Origin of the sequence: Streptomyces oryzae (genome assembly GCF_017676365.1) — a bacterium.
GTDB classification, from domain to species: Bacteria; Actinomycetota; Actinomycetes; order Streptomycetales; family Streptomycetaceae; genus Streptomyces; species Streptomyces oryzae.
On sequence record NZ_JADKMA010000074.1, the window covers coordinates 1 to 17816 of the forward strand.

Here is a 17816-nt window from a genome sequence, read left to right on the forward strand (position 1 = left end):
GGAGTCGGTGCCGACGCCCCCGGGGGAGCAGGGGGCTGCGGCTGTCCCTGTGGTCCCTGCCGTCCCACGGGGCTGACGACGCGGCGGCGATACGTTCAAGGCGGCCACTACGGGCCAATGGCGCGCTCGCGTACCAACGGCCCGTATCGTGCGCGGGGTTCGCGGGGTACGGGCAGCTGCCGGTACGGTCTGGCTCCATGACCAGCGCAGCGACCCACCCGGACCATCACCGGATCAGCCCGGTCTTCCTCGGACTCGTCGCGATCATGGCGGTCTCCGGCTGGGCCGTATGGGCCGGCTGGGCCGAGGTGACGGGTGTGGCCGTCTTCTTCTTCGTCGTCTCCGGCTGGATCATCTCGCTGTGCCTGCACGAGTACGCGCACGCACGGTCCGCGCTGAGCGCGGGGGATGTGTCGGTGGGCGCGAAGGGGTATCTGACGCTCAACCCGCTGCACTACACCCACGCCATGCTCAGCATCGTGCTGCCGGTGATCTTCGTGATCCTCGGCGGCATCGGGCTGCCAGGCGGGGCCGTCTACATCGAACGGGGCCGGATCAGGGGCCGCTGGAAGCACAGTGTGATCTCGGCGGCGGGGCCGCTGACGAACGCGCTGTTCGCCGCCGTGCTCACGGCGCCGTTCTGGCTGGACTCCATGCGGGACGTGCCCGTCGCCTTCCGCAGCGCCCTGGCCTTCCTCGCGCTGCTGCAGGTGACGGCGGCGGTGCTGAACCTGCTGCCGGTTCCCGGGCTCGACGGCTTCGGGATACTCGAACCCTGGCTTTCGCCGCGTGTCCGGCAGCAGGCGGAGCCCTTCGCTCCGTTCGGGCTGCTGATCGTCTTCGGCTGCCTGTGGATTCCGCAGGTCAACGAGGTGTTCTGGGGGCTCATCGACGGGCTGCTGCGGGGCATGGACGTCTCGGAGCCGGAGACCTTCCTCGGCCTGGAGTACTTCCGCTTCTGGGAGGGCGAACCCCAGAACGTGCTGCTGCCGTGAGGGGCCCATGTCCTGGGCTCCCGTGCCCTGAGCCCTCGCTTTCGGCTACTCCGCGGCCCGGGCCCGCGCCGTGCGGCGGTGGTAGTACCAGGCCATGTTCGAGGTCAGGCCCGCCAGCAGCACCCAGACGATGCCGAGCCAGCTGCCGTTCACGAAGGAGACCACGGCTGCGACGGCGGCGAGGACGCAGATGACGGTCGCGTACAGGGCGAGGCCCTTGGGGATGCGGCTGGTGAGGGCTGGCATGGCTCGGTCTCCAACGGGAGTGCGGTGCGCTCGGGAGTGCGGTGCACTGCGGCGGACAAGGGTGCACCGGCCATTCTCCCTCACGCCTCCCGGCGTGCCGCGCGGCGCCCGTAGACGACGTCGGCGACGGCCACCGCCAGCGCCATCGCGACGAAGCACACGGCGGTGAGCAGCCCGTAATCCAGCGCTGTGGCCCAGTTGTGGCTGCTGGCGAGCCAGGCGAAGAAGACCGCGCCCACGGCGGCGATCCCGGCGGCGGCGCCGATCCGCTGGCCGGTCTGGATCACCCCGCCGGCAGCGCCGCCCTGCGCGACGGGCACGGAACGCAGCGCGAGGGTCTGGTTGGGGGAGATCACCAGCCCGGAGCCGAGGCCCGCGCAGAGCATGGGGGCGGCCAGCGACCAGCCCACGCTGCTGTTCTGCACCTCGTGCACGGCCAGCGCCGCTCCCCCGAGGCCGATCAGGACGAGCAGCAGGCCGACGGCGATCAGCGGGCGGCCCACCCGGGTGATGAACCGGCCGCCCACCGCGGCGGAGACCGCCGAGCCGATGGCGAAGGGGGTCAGCGTCAGCCCGGCCTGGAGGGCGGTGTAGCGCATCCCGTTCTGCAGGAAGAGCGTGAAGATGAAGAAGATGGTGGTGAAGCCCGCGAAGTACACCAGCCCCAGCAGCGCCCCCAGCGAGTACGAGCGGTCCCTGAAGAGCCGCAGGTCGACCAGGGGTTCGCTGCCGCGGCGCAGATAGATCCGCTCCCACCACACGAAGCCGCCCAGCAGCAGCGCGCCCAGCGGGATCAGCAGCCACTTGCCCTGCCCCGGCCACTGCCGTTCCTGGACCAGCGGCAGCATCACGCTGAGCACACCGGCGCCCAGCAGCAGCACCCCGAACGGGTCGAGGGTGTGCCGGTGCTCGGTGTCGCGCTCGGCGCAGGCGCGCGGCACCAGGCGCAGGGCCAGCAGGAAGGCGATGATGCCGATGGGCAGGTTGACGAAGAACACCCAGCGCCAGCCCTCACCGGCGCCGAACACCTGGATGAGCAGCCCGCCCAGCAGCGGGCCGACCGCGGTGGACAGACCGATGGTGGAGCCGAGCATGCCGAACGCCTTGCCGCGCTCGGCGCCGCGGAACAGCTGCTGGATCATGCCGGAGATCTGCGGCATCACCAGTCCGCCGCCCACGCCCTGGAGCAGCCTGGCGCCCACCAGCCAGCCGGAGCCCTGTGCGAAACCGCAGGCCATGGAGGCGACCGTGAACAGCACCAGACCGCCGAGAAAGGCGGTACGCCTGCCCAGCGCGTCGCCGATCCGGCCCGAGGGGACCAGGACGAGGCCGAAGGTGAGGGCGTAGCCGGACACCACCCAGGAGAGCGCGGACTCCGTGGCGCCCAGCCCCCTCTCGATGGCCGGCAGCGCGACGTTCACGATGGAGACGTCCAGCAGCGACATGAAGCCGACGAGGAGACACACCGACAGGGCCTTCCAGCGCCGTGGGTCCGGTGTGTACGCGTCCTCATCCGACTTCGCCCCGGCCCGCCCGGCGGGTGCGGGCTGCTGTGCCATCGTGCCTCCCGGCGGGCGCGCCCCCTGGCCGATCACCGCTCACCCCATGATGGGCGCGGGCTGTGCGCCGCGCATGTCCGGGGGGGGGATGGGAACCAGCCCCAACCCGTACGCGGCAGTTCGGCGCGGCGGCATACAGCTCCAGTTCTTCGGGATGAAGCAGTACGAGCCGACGGAGTCGTACAGCACCTGCTATATCCGCACCGACGACGTCGACGGGCTCTACGGAACCTTCCGGGCCGGGCTCAAGCAGCGACGTACGGCAGAATCCCCCACCCGAGGGCTGCCGCGGCTCGGTGCACTACGGGACACGTCGTACGGCGTACGGCAGTTCCTGCTGACCGATCCGGGCGGCAACTACCTACGCATCGGGCAGCCGACGAGCGACCACCCGCACCACCGGCCCGCCCTTGCCGAGACCTTCGCCAGTGGCCCTGCACCACGCGTCCCTCCTGGGGGACTCCAAGGAGGACCCGGCGGGCGCGGCGAAGATCATCGACCGGGTGCTGGACCTGCCGGACGAGCGGCCCACGCCCGTGCAGCTGCTCCGCCTGCTGGTACTGCGCGCGGATGTCGCGGGGCGCATCGGCGACACGGCAACCGCGGACGCGGCACTGGCGCGGGCCGACGCCGCCGCTGAGGGCCTTGGTGCGGCGGAACGGGAGGGGGTGTCCGACGACTTGGTCGGCTTGCGGAGTTGCGGCGCCAGGTGTGTGGTCCCGGGGGACTTGGCCCCCTTCCCTGTGCAGGGGAGGGGGTGCCCCCTGGCCGAGGTCCGGCGGGCTGCGGGCAAGTGTGGTACTCGCGCAGTTCCCCGCGCCCCTTCGGGGCGCGTCTACCCTGCGCTGCGCTCGGGAGGTCGGCTCCCCCGGGCGCTCGCCTGGCTCCGGGCCTGGTCCGCCAGGTGGGTGGCCAGCTTTGTGACCTGGTCGCGGGAGAGCCGCGTGTGGTGCTTGCCGATGCTGAGGACGAGCGCGAGGTCGCCGTCCCCCGCGGTGGGCAGCCGGACGGCGGCGACGTTCCCGGTGGAGGTCAGCAGTGGCTCGCCGCGCTTCGCCCGCCGCGCCCGGTCCGCGTATGCGAGGAGGGCGTCCATGGAGAGAGCGGCGTCGTGCTGGATCTGCGGGAGCAGCACATTGACGGCGGTGCCCTTGGTGACGGCGACGGTGAAGAGGCGTATCCGCTCCTCGCCGAGGCGGTAGCCGCAGTCGACGAGTGCGCCGCCGGCCTGAGCCAGTGGTGAGTCCGCGCCGTCGGGCCGCTCCCCCTCGACGGAGCGGGCCTCGACAGCGCCGGCGCCCGCCACACCTGCGGCCCGCGCCGCGCCGGCCAGGTCGTAGTGGACGGGGCAGTCCGTACCGGGCCGGGCCGCCATCCGCTCGACGGCGGCCACGCTCAGCGGCGCGGACCGCTGCTGCTCGCTCCGGTCGCCGCCCCGGTCCCCGCCCCGGCTCTCGTCCATGGCCTGCTGCGAGCAGCTGGCGAGCACCGCCGCCACCACGACGGCGACCGTCCAGCCGCCACCGGGGATCTTCCGCTCCCCCACCGTGTGCCGCCGCTCCCGTCCCTCAGCTGCCGGTCTCAGATGTCGGTGAGGCGGATGCCCGCGTGCGCCTTGTAGCGCCGGTTGACGGAGATGAGGTTGGCGACCAGCGACTCCACCTGGTGCGCGTTGCGCAGCCGTCCGGCGAAGACGCCGCGCATACCGGGAATACGGGCCGCCAGCGCCTGCACGATCTCGCAGTCGGCGCGCACCTCGCCCAGCACCATCACGTCGGTCTCGATCTCCTCGACCTCCGGGTCGGAGAGCAGCACGGCGGACAGGTGGTGGAAGGCGGCGGTGACCCGCGACTCGGGCAGCAGGGCTGCGGCCTGCTCGGCGGCACTGCCCTCCTCCGGCACCAGCGCGTAGGCGCCCTTCTTGTCGAAGCCCAGCGGATTGACGCAGTCCACGACGAGCTTGCCCGCGAGCTCCTCGCGCAGCGACTCGATCGTCTTCGCGTGCCCCTCCCACGGGACGGCGACGATCACGATGTCGGACTCCCGGGCGCACTCGGCGTTCTCCACGCCCCGCACCCCGTGCCCGATCTCCCCGGCCGCCTGCTGCGCCCGCTCGGCGGCCCGCGACCCGATGGTGACGCTCATCCCGCCACGCGCGAGCCGGTACGCCAGCCCACGCCCCTGGTCCCCGGTCCCCCCGAGCACCCCGACCCGCATCCCGGAGACATCGGGCAGCTCCCAGGGATCCTTCTTGGGCGCGCTGGCATTGGCGGCGGAAGAGGCAGCAGAAGTCATACGCCGCATCCTGCCATCCGACGCCCTCAGCCGCCGCTGCTCGCCGACGTGAAGACGATCACTACCGGCCGGTCACGTGCCGCTGTCCGGCGGAGTTACGTGCGGCTCAACCCGTCTCGCATCGGAGCTTCTTCACGACCTTGGCCATGACCACCTGGGCGAGTTGACCGAACACTTTGTGCCCGCGCTCAGGGTCGTCGTTGAGAGGGGTGTCGTCGGCGTAGATGTCGATGAGGTACCTGGTGAACGACGCGTCCTCGTCCCCGCGCGGACGAGGACAGTCGATTGCGGCAACTGCCCCGTTCTGCCAGGTGGCCACATCGTAGGTGCCCGGGTATTTCTTTGGCTTGTCCCGGGTGTTGTGCCACTTGATCGCCTCAGCAGGCGTCGAGGGAGCGGCTTTGTCGTTCACCTCTGCCCATCCCCCTGAGACGGAAACGGTGTGATCCCCGTCTACGAAATAGTCACAGCCCTGGGTGTAGACCTTCATGCTCCCCATTTTTTCGCGGTCGTCGTCCCGGCGGATCTTCTCGCCCGGCCCGAACAACGGAGCATACTTTTTCTCTGGGATCGACAGTCCGCACAAACTCCGAGGGACTCGGTACTCACGTTCCGGCGCGTTGCTGCAAGCCGTAAGCATCATCATAAAACAGAAAAGGAAGGCGAGTACCCTGGGATTCCCCTCACCGCACGAGATGCTCTTCACAAGTACACCCTATCCCGTGGGTCCTGTACTTCCATGGGAACGCGTCGTTCCGGAACCAGCCTGAAAACCGTCAATGGATTCATTTCGCACACCAGCCTCTACAGCCTTACGAATATCCGGATCCAATCCGGCCGCTCGACTCGCACTTTCCGCCAGTTCCCGATAGAACTCTCGAGTCTGGTTTTGAGTTTCTGCGAAATTGTATTTCCCCTGACCTTCCGCCTTGGCGGCTTGCTCCGGTACGTCCTTCTTGATCTGCTCCATAATGGCAGAATTCAAGTCCTCCCGAGCCCATCCCGCCGGAGGACTGGCCTGGACTGCCCCAAAATCTCCGACTCCCAGGCCAACAAATCGGTTCACCCATTTGTTGGCCTCGTCCGCCTTCTTGTTGAAGTCGCTAGCCTCCGCAATTTTGTCGTCGTACAGCGCGTCCGCCTTCGCTTCGCTGAGGATCCCTGACACATAGGCCCCGCCGGAAACCGCGTCGCCCGCATAGTCGCGGACATCGCTCGCGTCGGCCCCCGGTGGGAGGTTATTGATCACATGCCGAAGGTGGTCAACGGTGTACATCTGCTGGGAGGTCTTGACCACGCCGTACCCGTATGGATCCCGCGCGACCTGGTTCAAGTACTCGTGCATCGCCCCGGAATCGAAATTCGCGGCGTGCCCCCGAACTTTCAGGTAGTTGTCGCCGTACGTCTCGCGCTGCACATCACCCGGGTAATCCGCGATCATTTCCGCGAGCGTGCGCCGAAAACCAACGAAGTCGCCGTCCTTGGAAATCGGAGAGATCTCTCCCTTCTGCACCGGCCCGCCGAACACCCGCACCGCTTCCTCCATCACCCCCGCGTTGGCGGCGGAGTGTTCCGGTAGCGTCGCGGAGGCGACCGCGTCGGGGAGACGTCCCGTCGCCCCGGCCTTGAGTGCGGCCTCGAAGCCTTCCCGAGCGTGCCTGTCGAGCTGATCGTTCTCGTTGTGGACGTCTGTGTCCACGATCTTCCAGTCACGGTCCTTGACGAGGTATTCGAGACGGTCGTTCTTTTCGACCTTGCCATCGGTCGGGTCCGCGTCCGAGGCCGGATCCAAATACCCGGCTGCGGTATCCGGGTCCTTGGACATAATCTTCAGAATCTCGTCATAAGGGTCGTTCGCGAAACGTTCGCCCGCCATTTCGGGGAGACCGCTACCGGCCGGGGTGTTCTTCCCGAAGCCGGCGTGGTCCCAAATATTCGGGTCTTTTTCTTCGGCTGACCGGATGTCATCGCCCAGGTCATAGAGCATCTGCGGAGAGTAGCCGTCGCCGTGTTTCATCAGCGTGGCGAGGCTCTGATAGCCGCGACCGTAGGACGAACTGCTACCGATCCCGCTCGCCTCCCGCAGCTCGAGCGACCATTCCTCGGCCCCAGCCTTACGCATGCCCTTGCGCCACTCGCCGTAGAAGGCACCGTCCTTGCTGTGCAGCCATGCCGCGTACTTCTTGCCGTATTCCGGGGAGCTCAGTGCGATCTTCTTGCCGTCGCCGTCCCGGAAAACCGGCACCCGGGTAGCCGTCGCCAGGGAGTTGGCCAGTGATTTTTCCAGGCCCAGGTACTGCGACTCATGTCCCTTGTCCGTGCGGTAAGCCAGCGCGTTCAAGTGGTTTGTGGCATCGATCAGGCCCTGCGGTCCGAGGGAGTTGAGCATGGTGCGGGTGAAATATTTGTCATCCGCGTTCTCGCGGAGCATCACTTGGAGCTCATGGCGCTCCCTCGCGCTCAGGCCACCGCCTTCCTTCAGGGAGTCGAGGCGGCCGGCCAAATCTGCTGAGCGCTTGGCGGTGTATTTCTCGACGTCGCCGACTGCCTTGCTGTTGAAGCCACCCGACTCGCCCTTGCCGTCCGTGTCCTTCGCGGCAGCCTTGAGCGCCAACATGTTGTCATAGTCGACGTCGTCGACGTGTTTGACCGCCTCTTGGATGCGGCGGTTCCATTTGTCCTCCGCGTGCATACGGCTGGGGTCGTGTAGCGCGCCTTGCGCTTCCTCGTCCGTCATCTCACTGGTGTCGAGGTTGCACTTGCCGTACTCATCCACCTTCATGCCGCCTTCGTGGACGGCCTGATCGCGGACCTTCTTCAGATGGTTCCGTGCCTCGACAAGACGACCGTGCGCGTCGTCCAGCAGTTCGGCGATCCGGTTCGCCTGGGTTTTCGCTGCGGACAGCTCGTGGAGCGTGATGTCCGAGGATGTCCAGAAGGCGGTCGCGGACTCACCTGCCCAGCCGGTGACCTTCTTGCGTACGTGGTCGCGGTAGTTGTCCCGCAATGTGCCGCAACGCTTCGCCATCGCCCGCCAGTTCTTGGCGGTCTCCGTGAGAGCGGAGAAATTGGCGTTCATGATGTCGTGGTAGGTCAGCTCCATGACAGTCCACCTGTCACAGGTTGTTGAGACGGCTGCTGCTCGGCGGGGTCAGTACCCTGTTGAAGCCTCGGACGCGGTCCACTTCCTGGTTCTGGAAGTGGGTTTTTGTCGCGTTGAGAGCGTGCATCTCGCTTCTGAGCCGGTTGGTGGCCTTCTTCCACGCCGCGTCCCACCGCTCAAGGCAGAAGTCGAGTCCCTTCCTGGTGTCCCAGCCCCGCAGCTCTCCCGGTGTCGTGTTGCTGCTGCCGAACACACTGGTCGACGCCATCACGGCTTGCCCACCCTCACGTACCGCGGCCGGGCCGAGGTCCGTCTCGATGTAGCGTGCGGCCGCGCGCTTGTCCGAGGGGGCCACCGACAGATCCGCGCCGTCCCTCCCCTTCCCCCCGGGGCTGTGCGGTGCTCCGTCGAGTTGCATACGTGCGGATGCTCCGGCGTGGCTCCGCTCTTCCTCGAAGGACAATGCCTTCCCCCCTGCATTCGTTGACGCTCGATCCCCCGTGTTCTTCCACTTGGCAACCCGCCGCCATCACGCGTAAGCGGACTGCAACAAAGCGAACACTTTACCGGCCCCGCACTGCACGTGGTCAACGCCGCTGTCTCGCCGCCTCGTACAGGGCTGCGGTGGCGGCGTTGGCGGCGTTGAGGGAGGAGGCGGTGCCGTGCATGGGGATATGGGCGGTGTGGTGGCAGCGGTGGCGCCAGGTGGAGCTGAGGCCGGTGGTCTCGTTGCCGACGAGGAGGAGGACGGAGCCGGTCAGGTCGGTGTCGTAGAGAGGGGTGTCGCCGTGTTCGTCGGTGCCGATGAGGGTGATGTGGCGGTGGATGGAAAGCCAGTCGTCGACCTCGCGGGGAGAGGGGACGCGGACGGCGGGGAGAGAGAAGAGGGAACCGGTGGTGGCGCGGACGGATTTGGGGTCGTAGACGTCGGCGGCGTGCCCGGTGACGATCAGCCCGTCGGCGCCGAAGGCGTCGGCGGAGCGGATGAGGGTGCCGATGTTGCCGGGGGCTGTGGGGCGGTCGAAGAGGACGCCGAGGAAGGTGGGGCCGACCGGGATGCGGGACAGATCGTCCTCGGGCAGCCGGGCTACCGCCACCAGTTCGGCGTCGCCCTCCGTGCGTTCGCTCAGCTCGGCGAGGAGCGCGGGCGCCATGGCCACGCGCTCGCCGGGCACGGGCGAGTCGAGCAGTTCGCGGGCCCAGTCGGACAGCCGGCGGCCCTCCGCGTACAGCAGGGCGCTGAGCGGCCAGCCGCTCTCGACGGCGAGGGTGATCGGGCGTACGCCCTGGACCAGGAACTCCCCCGAGCGCTGCCGCTTGGTGCGGTTGGTCAGCAGGGCCTGCCACTGCTGGAAGCGGGCGTTGCGGGTGGTGATCCGTTGGGCTCGGGGCATTCGCCCGAGGGTAGCCGGGGTCAGGCCAGCTCCGTGACGGGGATCCGGCGGAAGGTGATCGTCTCGTAGGCGCTGTCCTGGCCCGTCTCGTAGAGGAGCCCGACGGCCTCCTCGTCGGCGCGGACCAGATCGGAGTAGGCGGCGCGCCGGTCGTCCACGGTGTGTGCCTCGCGCCAGGTGGTGCCGCCGTCCGTGCTGGCCCGTACGGACATCCGATAGCGGGTGTCGGGCCGGGAGGGTGCGGAGAAGAGGAGGACGTCGGGGTCGCGGAGCTGGAGGACGGAGGCTTCGACGACCGGCGCGGTGAGGTTGTCCTGGGGGGCGAAGGGGGCTGTGAGGGTTTCGCCGCCGTCGGTGGAGCGCGCGTCGGCGCGGTGGGCGGGGGCGTCGGAGTCGTTGCGGGTGTTGAAGTAGACGGTGCCGTCGGTCAGTTCGGCGGCGGTGGTCTCGTTGACGTTGATCCAGCCGTCGGGGTTGTCGTCCACGTAGCCGATGCGCCAGTTGGCGCCGCCGTCGTCGCTGAGCAGGTCGTGGCCGCCGTTGTAGCGGCCCTCGGTGCCGTCGTCGCCGGGGAGCGTGGGCGGGGTGGAGTGGTTGGCGGGGACCAGGATCCGGCCGGAGGACAGCTGGAGGGCGTGGCCGGGTGTGGTGGCGTACCAGCGCCAGTCGGGCTTCTTGACGGCGGCGGTGATGTCGCGGGGTGCGCTCCAGGAGGCACCGTTGTCCTCGCTGAACTGCGTCCAGACGCGGCGCCCTTCGGCGTCGCCGACCTCACCGCGCCGGATGCGTTCCTCGGTGGCGTCGGCCGCGCTGCGTACGAAGACGAGGAGGACGCGGCCGTCGGCGAGGGTGACGGGGGCGGGGTTGCCCGCCGTGCCCTGGGCGGCGCCGTCGCCGTCCTCGTCGCTGTAGCGGGCCACGACGGACAGGGCGCCCCAGCTGCGGCCCCCGTCGGTGGAGCGTTTGCCGACGATGTCGATGGCGCCGCTGTCCTGGGCGGAGTCGCGCCGCCCTTCGGCGAAGGCGAGCAGGGCGCCGTCGGGCGCCCGGACGACGGCGGGGATGCGGAAGCTGGCGTAGCCCTCGCTTCCGGCGCGGAACGGTACGGAGCTCTCGTACGGCATCGAGCGGTTCCCAACTGCCGGATGTAGAACGTCCCTTGTCCTGGTTCGCACGGTAAGCAGCCCGCAGAGGGCCGTCAAGAACACGCGGCGGGAACGGAGACGGGGCCGGGGCCGGGTGTGCGGAGCGGATCGGCGGAACGCGGCGGCGGAGGGCGGAAGGAACGCGTCGGCGACGGGCGACACGTCCGCGACGGGCGACACAAAGGAGTCGGGGGTGTGCTGACTCTTCACCAGGCGGTGCACCATGTGGAGATCTTGAGACGAGTGGACCCTCAAGTGGCGGATGGCTGCACCGGCGTGTTTCGCTCTTCAAGCAGTCGGGCAGAACGACCGCTTCCGGTTCCGAATTAGTCCGGTTTTCCGGGTGTGCCCGTGCCCGACTGATGAGCGCCCCGATCGGCATTTTCACGCCGCCTGGGGTGAGTCCCCCTCATAAGCCCGAAAGTAATGAAGGGAAACGCATTCATGCGTCACCAGATCGAGACCGCTGAACTTGCCGACGCCGAGCTGGACGCCGTTGCCGGCGGCGTTGTGAGCGAGCAGCTCCACACTGTCGCCGACACCGTCGGCGGCGTCGAGGGCGTTGCCAGCGGCGTTGCCGGCGGCCTCGGCGTGCCCGGCATCGGCGTCGCCACCGAGCAGGCCCCGAGCGTCGGCGCCTCCGCGAGCGTCCAGTCCTGAGCATCCGCCCAGGAATCGGGTGTCGTCGACTGACCCTCGGGGGCATTGACCGACACCTTTCCCGCGCCTCCTAGGATCTGCTCAAGAATTCCGTCGGCGCGGGCCAGGCATAAGCCCCGGAACTCCGTTCCGGGGCTTATGTGTTACGGTCATGCGCCGCTGTCGCCATATCGGTGACCGGTAGCAGACCAAAGCGTGAAGGAAAGGTAAGGAAAGGTGACGTGGAGTTCCGGCAAAAGGCGCTTGCCAAGCTGCAATCGCCCGAAGAACTCGACGTTCCGGTACGTTTTGCACGGCCGCAGGGCCTTCTCGTACTCGTCGTCACACTTGTGGTGATGGCGGCGGGCTGCGTCTGGGCCGTCACCGGCACGGTGTCGTCCAAGCTGACAGCGCCCGGCGTGCTCACCCATTCACAGGGCAGCTACCTCCTCCAGAGCCCGGTCGCGGGGCAGGTGACCGCGGTGCACGCCAAGCCCGGGCAGCAGGTCGAGAAGGACGCGCCCGTGGTGAGCGTGCGCACGGACCGGGGCGTACAGGCGGTGCGCGCTGTGGCACGCGGCCGGGTCAGCTCCCTGGCTGCCGAGGTCGGTTCCGTGGTCACCACCGGGGCTGACGTGGCGACCGTGGAGCGCGTCAAGAGCCCCGACGATCCGCTGGTGGCGATGGTCTACGTCCCCGCTGACAAGGGCGCGACGCTGCGGGTGGGCGCGACCGTGGACCTGACCGTCGGCTCCGTCTCCACGGACCGGTACGGGCTGCTGCGCGGCACCGTGCAGGCCGTCGGGCAGGCCCCGCAGACCCGGCAGCAGATCAGCGGCTTCCTGGGAGACAAGGACTTGGCACAGCAGTTCACCCGCCAGGGCCGTCCGCTGGCGGTCCAGGTACGGCTCAAGCGCTCGTCGGCCACCAAGTCGGGGTACGTGTGGTCCCGGGCCGGCGGGCCGCCCGCGGCGCCCGAGTCCGCGACGCCGGTCAGCGGCGCCATCCACCTCGCCGCCCAGCGGCCCGTCGACTGGCTGCTGCCGTGACCGCACAGCAGGACCAGCAGCCACAGCAGCAGGGACAGGGACAGGGACAACAGCGGCAGCAGCACCGCCGCCGGAACCGCTCGCGCTCCGCCGCTCCAGCCCCCACCCCTCCCGCACGCCGGACCAAAGCCGGGCCCAAAGGCAAGAAAACCGGCCCCAGGACCGGCCCCAAGCGCGGCCCCAGGAACGTACGCACCCCCACCGTGCTCCAGATGGAGGCCGTCGAGTGCGGTGCCGCCGCGCTCGCCATGGTGCTGGGCCACTACGGGCGGCACGTCCCGCTCGAGGAGCTGCGCATCGCCTGCGGCGTCTCCCGGGACGGCTCCCGGGCCAGCAGCCTGCTGAAGGCGGCCCGCAGCTACGGGCTGACGGCCAAGGGCATGCAGATGGAGCCCGCCGCGCTGGCCGACGTACGCGCTCCGGCCGTGCTGTTCTGGGAGTTCAACCACTACGTCGTCTTCGACGGCCTCGGCCGCCGCCTCGGCCGCCGCGGCGTGTACATCAACGACCCGGCGCGCGGCCGCAGGTTCGTGCCCATGGAGGAGTTCGACACCTCCTTCACCGGTGTGGTGCTCACCTTCGCGCCGTCCGAGAACTTCCGGCGCGGCGGCCGCAAGCCGAGCGTCACCGGCGCGCTTCCCGCCCGGCTGCGCGGCACCTCGGGGACGATGCTGGCCGCACTGGTGGCCAGCTTCCTGCTGGTCGTCGTCGGCGCCTCGGTGCCCGCGCTCAGCCGTACCTACATCGACACCTTCGTCTTCGGCGGGCAGGACTCGCTGCTGGATGTGCTGTTCGCCGCGATGGGCGCCGCCGTGCTCCTCACCGGCGTGCTGACGGCGCTGCAGCAGGGCAATCTGCTGCGCGCCAGGCTGATCTCCTCGACGCTCAGCAGCGCCCGCTTCCTGCGGCATCTGCTGCGGCTGCCGGTCACCTTCTTCGCGCAGCGCAACCCGGCCGATCTCGTACAGCGGCTGCAGTCCAACGACACGGTGGCCGAGACGCTGGCCAGGGATCTGGCGGCGGCGGGCGTGGACGCGGTGGTCGTCGTCGGCTATGCGGTGCTGCTGTGGACGTACGACCCGCAACTGACCCTCGTGGGCGTCGGGATGGCCCTGCTGAACGTCGTGGCGATGCGGGTGGTGATCCGGCTGCGGGCCACCGGGACGCAGAAGCTGCGCGCCGACCGGGCCAAGCTCACCAACACCTCCTACAGCGGCCTCCAGCTCATCGAGACGATGAAGGCCACGGGCGGCGAGAACGGCTACTTCCGCCGCTGGGCGGGCCAGCACGCCACCACCCTCGACGTACAGCAGCGGCTCGGGGTGCCCAGCGCGGCGCTGGCCGTCGTCGCGCCGACGCTGGCCACGCTCAACAGCGCCGTGATTCTGCTGATCGGCGGCATGCGCGCGGTGGAGGGCGCCATCACGGCCGGGCTGCTGGTGGCCTTCCAGGCACTGGTCACCAGCTTCACCGCGCCGCTGACCCGGCTGAACTCGGTCGCGGGCCGCATCCAGGACTTCGCCGCCGACGTCGCCCGGCTCAAGGACGTGGAGACCTTCCCCGCCGACCCGCTCTACACCCGCCGCGAACCGCCCGCCAGCACCCGCCGGCTGGCCGGGAACGTGACGCTGGAGAACGTCACCTTCGGCTACAACCCGCTGGACAAGCCGCTGCTGTCCGGTCTTTCGCTGGCCGTTGGCCCGGGGCGGCAGATCGCGCTGGTCGGCGGCTCGGGCAGCGGCAAGTCGACGGTCTCCCGGCTGCTCGCGGGCCTGTACGCACCCTGGGAGGGGGTCATCCGCATCGACGGGCAGCGGCTGGAGGACCTGCCGCGCGGCGCGCTGGCGGCCTCCGTCTCCTTCGTGGACCAGGACGTGTTCCTCTTCGAGGGCACCGTGCGGGACAACGTGGCGCTGTGGGACCCCTCCATCCCCGACGACGCGGTGGAGGAGGCGCTGCGGGACGCGGCGCTGTACGAGGACATCGCGCGGCGCCCCGGTGGCCTGCACAGCCGCGTCGAGCAGGACGGCCGCAACTTCTCCGGCGGCCAGCGGCAGCGGCTGGAGATCGCCCGCGCACTGGTGCGGCGGCCCAGCATTCTCGTACTCGACGAGGTGACCAGCGCGCTGGACGCGGAGACCGAGGCGGTCATCATCGACAACCTGCGGCGGCGCGGCTGCGCCTGCGTGGTGATCGCGCACCGGCTGAGCACCGTACGGGACAGCGACGAGATCGTGGTGCTGGACCGCGGCACCGTGGTGGAGCGGGGGCGGCACGAACAACTGCTCGCCACGCAGGGCCCGTACGCCCGACTGGTCAAGGAGCACTGAGGAACTTCAGGTGACGTACCCGCATTCGACCGGCGAGGCCGTGCAGTCAGGCGCCGCAGCAACCGACGTGGTGGTCGCCCACTTCGGGCAGCTCGGCGAGGCGGTGACCCACGCGCCGGGCAGCGGCCTGGGGCTGGAGGGCCCGCAGGTGCTGTGGCTGGTCGCCGAGGGCGCGATGGACGTGTTCGCGGTGGACGTCGCCGGGCAGGGCCACTGGCACTTCCTGGGCCGGCTGGAGGCGGGCACCCTGCTGCTGGGCCCGGTCGCAGGACCGCGTCACACCCTGGTCGGACGACCCGTGCGGGGCGGGGTGCTGCGCCGGATACCGCTGTGGGAGCTGCACCCGCAGCACGCGCAGGGCGGCTACGCGGGGCACGGCGGAGCGGGCAGCTACGACACGGGCGGGTACCCGGTGTACGACAGCGGCGCGTATCCCGCGTACGACTCCGGCGCCTACCCGGCGTACGACACGGGCTCCTACCCGGCGTACGACAGCGGCGCGTACCCGGCCTACGGCGCGCAGGCCGGCCCGTGGGGGCAGGGGGGCGTGCCCGGCCCGCTGGAGGACGCTTTCACGCGGGGTGTCGGGCGGGGGCTGCGGGTGCTGTTCGAGGCGCCGCTGAGCGGGCAGTACGGGCAGCCGGGGCACGAGGGTCACGGGGACCACGAGGCGCCGGCGACCGACGACGACATCCTGTGGATGCCCATAGCGCCGGGCGGCGTGCGGTACGGCAGCACGACCGAGCTGCTGATCGACGCCACGACCTGGCAGCTGATGGTCGACCAGCTCTCCCGGCTGCTGTTCACCCTGGACCGCTGGATCGAGCGGCTGGAGCGCGCCCACGAGGACCGTACGGCGGCCGGCATGGAGGCGGGCGAGACCGTCCGTGCCGAGGCCGACGAGGCGCTGCTCGCGTCGATCGACAAGTCGGCGCGCGGCGGCACCGGTGGCCAGGCGTCGGACGACAGCACGGTCGCGGTGTGCCGCGCGGTCGCCGAGGCGGCCGGGGTCACCCTGCGGCTGCCCTCGGAAGGGCTCACCTCCGACGACCGGATGGACCCCGTCGAGCGGCTCGCCGTCACCTCCGGGCTGCGCACACGCGCGGTGAAGCTGTCGGGCGACTGGTGGAAGGAGAACACCGGCCCGCTGGTCGGCTACCGCGCCGCGAGCGGTGCGCCGGTGGCGCTGCTGTGGCGGCGCGGCCGGTACGAGGCCGTACAGCCCGGCAGCGGAAGCCGGTGGCGGCTGGGCAGGTCGAACGCGGGCACGCTGGCGCCCCGCGCCATGATGTTCTACCGGCCGCTGCCCGAGAAGCCGCTGCCGGCCCGGCGGCTGCTGCGCTTCGCGCTGCACGGCGCCCGCGGCGACCTGCTCACCCTCACGCTGGGCGGGCTGGTCGCGGTCGGCCTCGGCGCGCTGGTGCCGGTGGCCACCGGGCAGGTGCTCGGTGAGTACGTGCCCAACGCCGAGAAGGGCCTCATCGTGCAGGCGGCGGCGGCCGTCGTGGGCGCCGCCGTGGTGGCGGCGGCTTTCATGCTGCTGCAGAACACCGCACTGCTGCGGCTGGAGGGACGGATCGAGGCCAGTCTGCAGCCGGCGGTGTGGGACCGGCTGCTGCGGCTGCCGACCCGGTTCTTCGCCGAGCGCTCCACCGGGGAGCTGGCCAGCGCCGCCATGGGGGTCAGCGCCATCCGGCGGGTGCTGTCCGGGATCAGCTCCATCGTCGTACAGTCCGGCACGGTCGCCGCGGTCAACCTCGTGCTGCTGCTGTCCTACAGCGTGCAGCTCGCCCTCGCCGCGCTCGGCATCCTGGTGGTCGTCGCGGCCGTGTTCGCCGCCACCGGGCTGTGGCAGCTGCGCTGGCAGCGGCGGCTGGTCAAGCTCAACAACAAGCTCAACAACCAGGCGTTCCAGACACTGCGCGGACTGCCGAAGCTGCGCGTCGCAGCGGCCGAGTCGTTCGCTTACGCGGCCTGGGCCAAGGAGTTCGCCCGCAGCAGGGAGCTGCAGCGGCGCGCCGGGCGCATCCGCAATCTGAGCACTGTCGTCAACGCCGTCTATCTGCCACTGGCGACGCTGCTGCTGTTCGTCCTGCTGGCAGGACCGGCGCGGGGCGCGCTGTCCCCGAGCGGATTCCTCACCTTCACCACGGCCATGACGATGCTGCTGACGTCCGTCACCCAGCTGACCAACGCGCTCATCTCGTGCGCCGCCGTGCTGCCGATGTACGAGCAGATCAAGCCGGTGCTGCACGAGCTGCCCGAAGTGCGGGGCGGCAGCGTGCAGCCGGGCACGCTCACGGGCGCGCTGGAGGCGCGGGATGTCACCTTCCGCTACTCCGAGGACGGGCCGCTGGTGCTGGACGGGGTCTCCTTCCGGGTGGAACCCGGGGAGTTCGTGGCGATCGTGGGGGCCAGCGGCTGCGGCAAGTCCACGCTGCTGCGACTGCTGATCGGCTTCGACCGGCCCACCTCCGGGGAGGTCCGCTACGACGGGCAGGACCTCGCGGCCCTCGACCAGGCAGCCGTGCGCCGCCAGTGCGGAGTCGTCCTCCAGAACGCCCAGCCGCACGCCGGCTCCATCCTGGAGTGCATCTGCGGAGCGGAGACCTTCCCGCTGGACGAGGTGTGGGAGGCGGCGCGGATGGCGGGGGTGGCCGACGACATCAAGGCCATGCCCATGGGCATGCACACCATGCTCTCCGACGGCGGCGGCACCGTCTCCGGCGGCCAGCGGCAGCGGCTGATGATCGCCCAGGCGCTGGTGCGCCGCCCCCGGCTGCTCTTCTTCGACGAGGCGACCAGCGCGCTGGACAACGAGACTCAGCGGGTGGTCACCGAGTCCACGCGGGAGCTGCGCGCCACGCGGGTGGTGATCGCCCACCGGCTGTCCACCGTGCTGGACGCGGACCGCGTCATCGTCATGTCCCAGGGCCGCGTCGTGCAGGAGGGCGCACCTGCTGCGCTGCTCGCCGACACGGGAGGGCTCTTCCACGAACTGGTGAGGCGCCAGCGGTAGTTGTCGCGGAGGACGTTGTGGCTGGTTGCGGCTTTCGGTCTT

General features: G+C 70.0%; 14 protein-coding genes and 2 pseudogenes. 7 read left to right on the forward strand and 9 right to left on the reverse strand.

Going from position 1 to position 17816, the window contains the following annotated elements; genetic code table 11:
• The first annotated feature begins 197 nt into the window (after positions 1-197).
• Positions 198-995, forward strand: a complete 798-nt coding sequence (locus tag ITI46_RS16230; protein WP_209240272.1) for a site-2 protease family protein — start codon at positions 198-200, stop codon at positions 993-995.
• A 45-nt stretch (positions 996-1040) separates the two neighbouring features.
• On the opposite strand, the gene ITI46_RS16235 is transcribed toward ITI46_RS16230, so the two are convergent.
• Positions 1041-1241 (reverse strand): hypothetical protein, encoded by a 201-nt coding sequence (locus tag ITI46_RS16235; protein WP_209240273.1) that lies wholly within the window; start codon positions 1239-1241, stop codon positions 1041-1043.
• Between the two features lie 80 nt (positions 1242-1321).
• Entirely contained in the window at positions 1322-2800 is a 1479-nt protein-coding gene (locus ITI46_RS16240; RefSeq protein ID WP_209240274.1) for an MFS transporter, read from the reverse strand.
• Between the two features lie 154 nt (positions 2801-2954).
• On the opposite strand from ITI46_RS16240, the pseudogene ITI46_RS36280 reads away from it, so the two are divergent.
• Together ITI46_RS36280 and ITI46_RS36285 are read left to right on the forward strand one after the other, a co-directional pair.
• Positions 2955-3158 (forward strand): annotated as a pseudogene (locus tag ITI46_RS36280) (DUF8817 family protein); the annotation flags it as partial.
• 70 nt (positions 3159-3228) lie between these two features.
• Positions 3229-3432: pseudogene (locus ITI46_RS36285) on the forward strand (DUF8817 family protein); the annotation flags it as partial.
• Positions 3433-3635: 203 nt separating this feature from the next.
• On the opposite strand, the gene ITI46_RS16245 reads toward ITI46_RS36285, so the two are convergent.
• The 7 genes from ITI46_RS16245 to ITI46_RS16275 all read right to left on the reverse strand — a co-directional run bounded on the left by ITI46_RS16245 (position 3636) and on the right by ITI46_RS16275 (position 10716).
• A complete protein-coding gene (locus tag ITI46_RS16245) occupies positions 3636-4346 on the reverse strand; it encodes a hypothetical protein (protein ID WP_209240275.1) in 711 nt (236 codons plus the stop codon).
• 35 nt (positions 4347-4381) lie between these two features.
• Entirely contained in the window at positions 4382-5095 is a 714-nt protein-coding gene (gene npdG / locus ITI46_RS16250; protein ID WP_209240276.1) for an NADPH-dependent F420 reductase, read from the reverse strand.
• 106 nt (positions 5096-5201) lie between these two features.
• On the reverse strand, positions 5202-5801 hold the full coding sequence (locus ITI46_RS16255; protein ID WP_209240277.1) for a hypothetical protein: 600 nt from the start codon (positions 5799-5801) through the stop codon (positions 5202-5204).
• Positions 5802-5810: 9 nt separating this feature from the next.
• On the reverse strand, positions 5811-8198 hold the full coding sequence (locus ITI46_RS16260; protein WP_209240278.1) for a DUF6571 family protein: 2388 nt from the start codon (positions 8196-8198) through the stop codon (positions 5811-5813).
• Positions 8199-8211: 13 nt separating this feature from the next.
• Positions 8212-8616 (reverse strand): hypothetical protein, encoded by a 405-nt coding sequence (locus ITI46_RS16265; protein ID WP_209240279.1) that lies wholly within the window; start codon positions 8614-8616, stop codon positions 8212-8214.
• A gap of 169 nt (positions 8617-8785) precedes the next feature.
• Positions 8786-9592: a TrmH family RNA methyltransferase gene (locus ITI46_RS16270; RefSeq protein WP_209240280.1), complete on the reverse strand. Its 807-nt coding sequence runs from the start codon at positions 9590-9592 to the stop codon at positions 8786-8788.
• Positions 9593-9612: 20 nt separating this feature from the next.
• Positions 9613-10716, reverse strand: coding sequence for a sialidase family protein (locus ITI46_RS16275; RefSeq protein ID WP_209240281.1), 1104 nt, complete (start codon positions 10714-10716; stop codon positions 9613-9615).
• Positions 10717-11181: 465 nt separating this feature from the next.
• Here ITI46_RS16275 and ITI46_RS16280 point away from each other — a divergent pair, with 465 nt between their 5' ends.
• The 4 genes from ITI46_RS16280 to ITI46_RS16295 all read left to right on the forward strand — a co-directional run bounded on the left by ITI46_RS16280 (position 11182) and on the right by ITI46_RS16295 (position 17774).
• Positions 11182-11397, forward strand: coding sequence for a type A2 lantipeptide (locus ITI46_RS16280; protein ID WP_209240282.1), 216 nt, complete (start codon positions 11182-11184; stop codon positions 11395-11397).
• Between the two features lie 221 nt (positions 11398-11618).
• Positions 11619-12425, forward strand: coding sequence for a biotin/lipoyl-containing protein (locus tag ITI46_RS16285; RefSeq protein WP_209240283.1), 807 nt, complete (start codon positions 11619-11621; stop codon positions 12423-12425).
• A 212-nt stretch (positions 12426-12637) separates the two neighbouring features.
• Positions 12638-14755, forward strand: coding sequence for an NHLP family bacteriocin export ABC transporter peptidase/permease/ATPase subunit (locus ITI46_RS16290; protein ID WP_247746080.1), 2118 nt, complete (start codon positions 12638-12640; stop codon positions 14753-14755).
• 67 nt (positions 14756-14822) lie between these two features.
• Positions 14823-17774: an NHLP bacteriocin export ABC transporter permease/ATPase subunit gene (locus ITI46_RS16295; RefSeq protein ID WP_372451974.1), complete on the forward strand. Its 2952-nt coding sequence runs from the start codon at positions 14823-14825 to the stop codon at positions 17772-17774.
• Positions 17775-17816 lie beyond the last annotated feature (42 nt).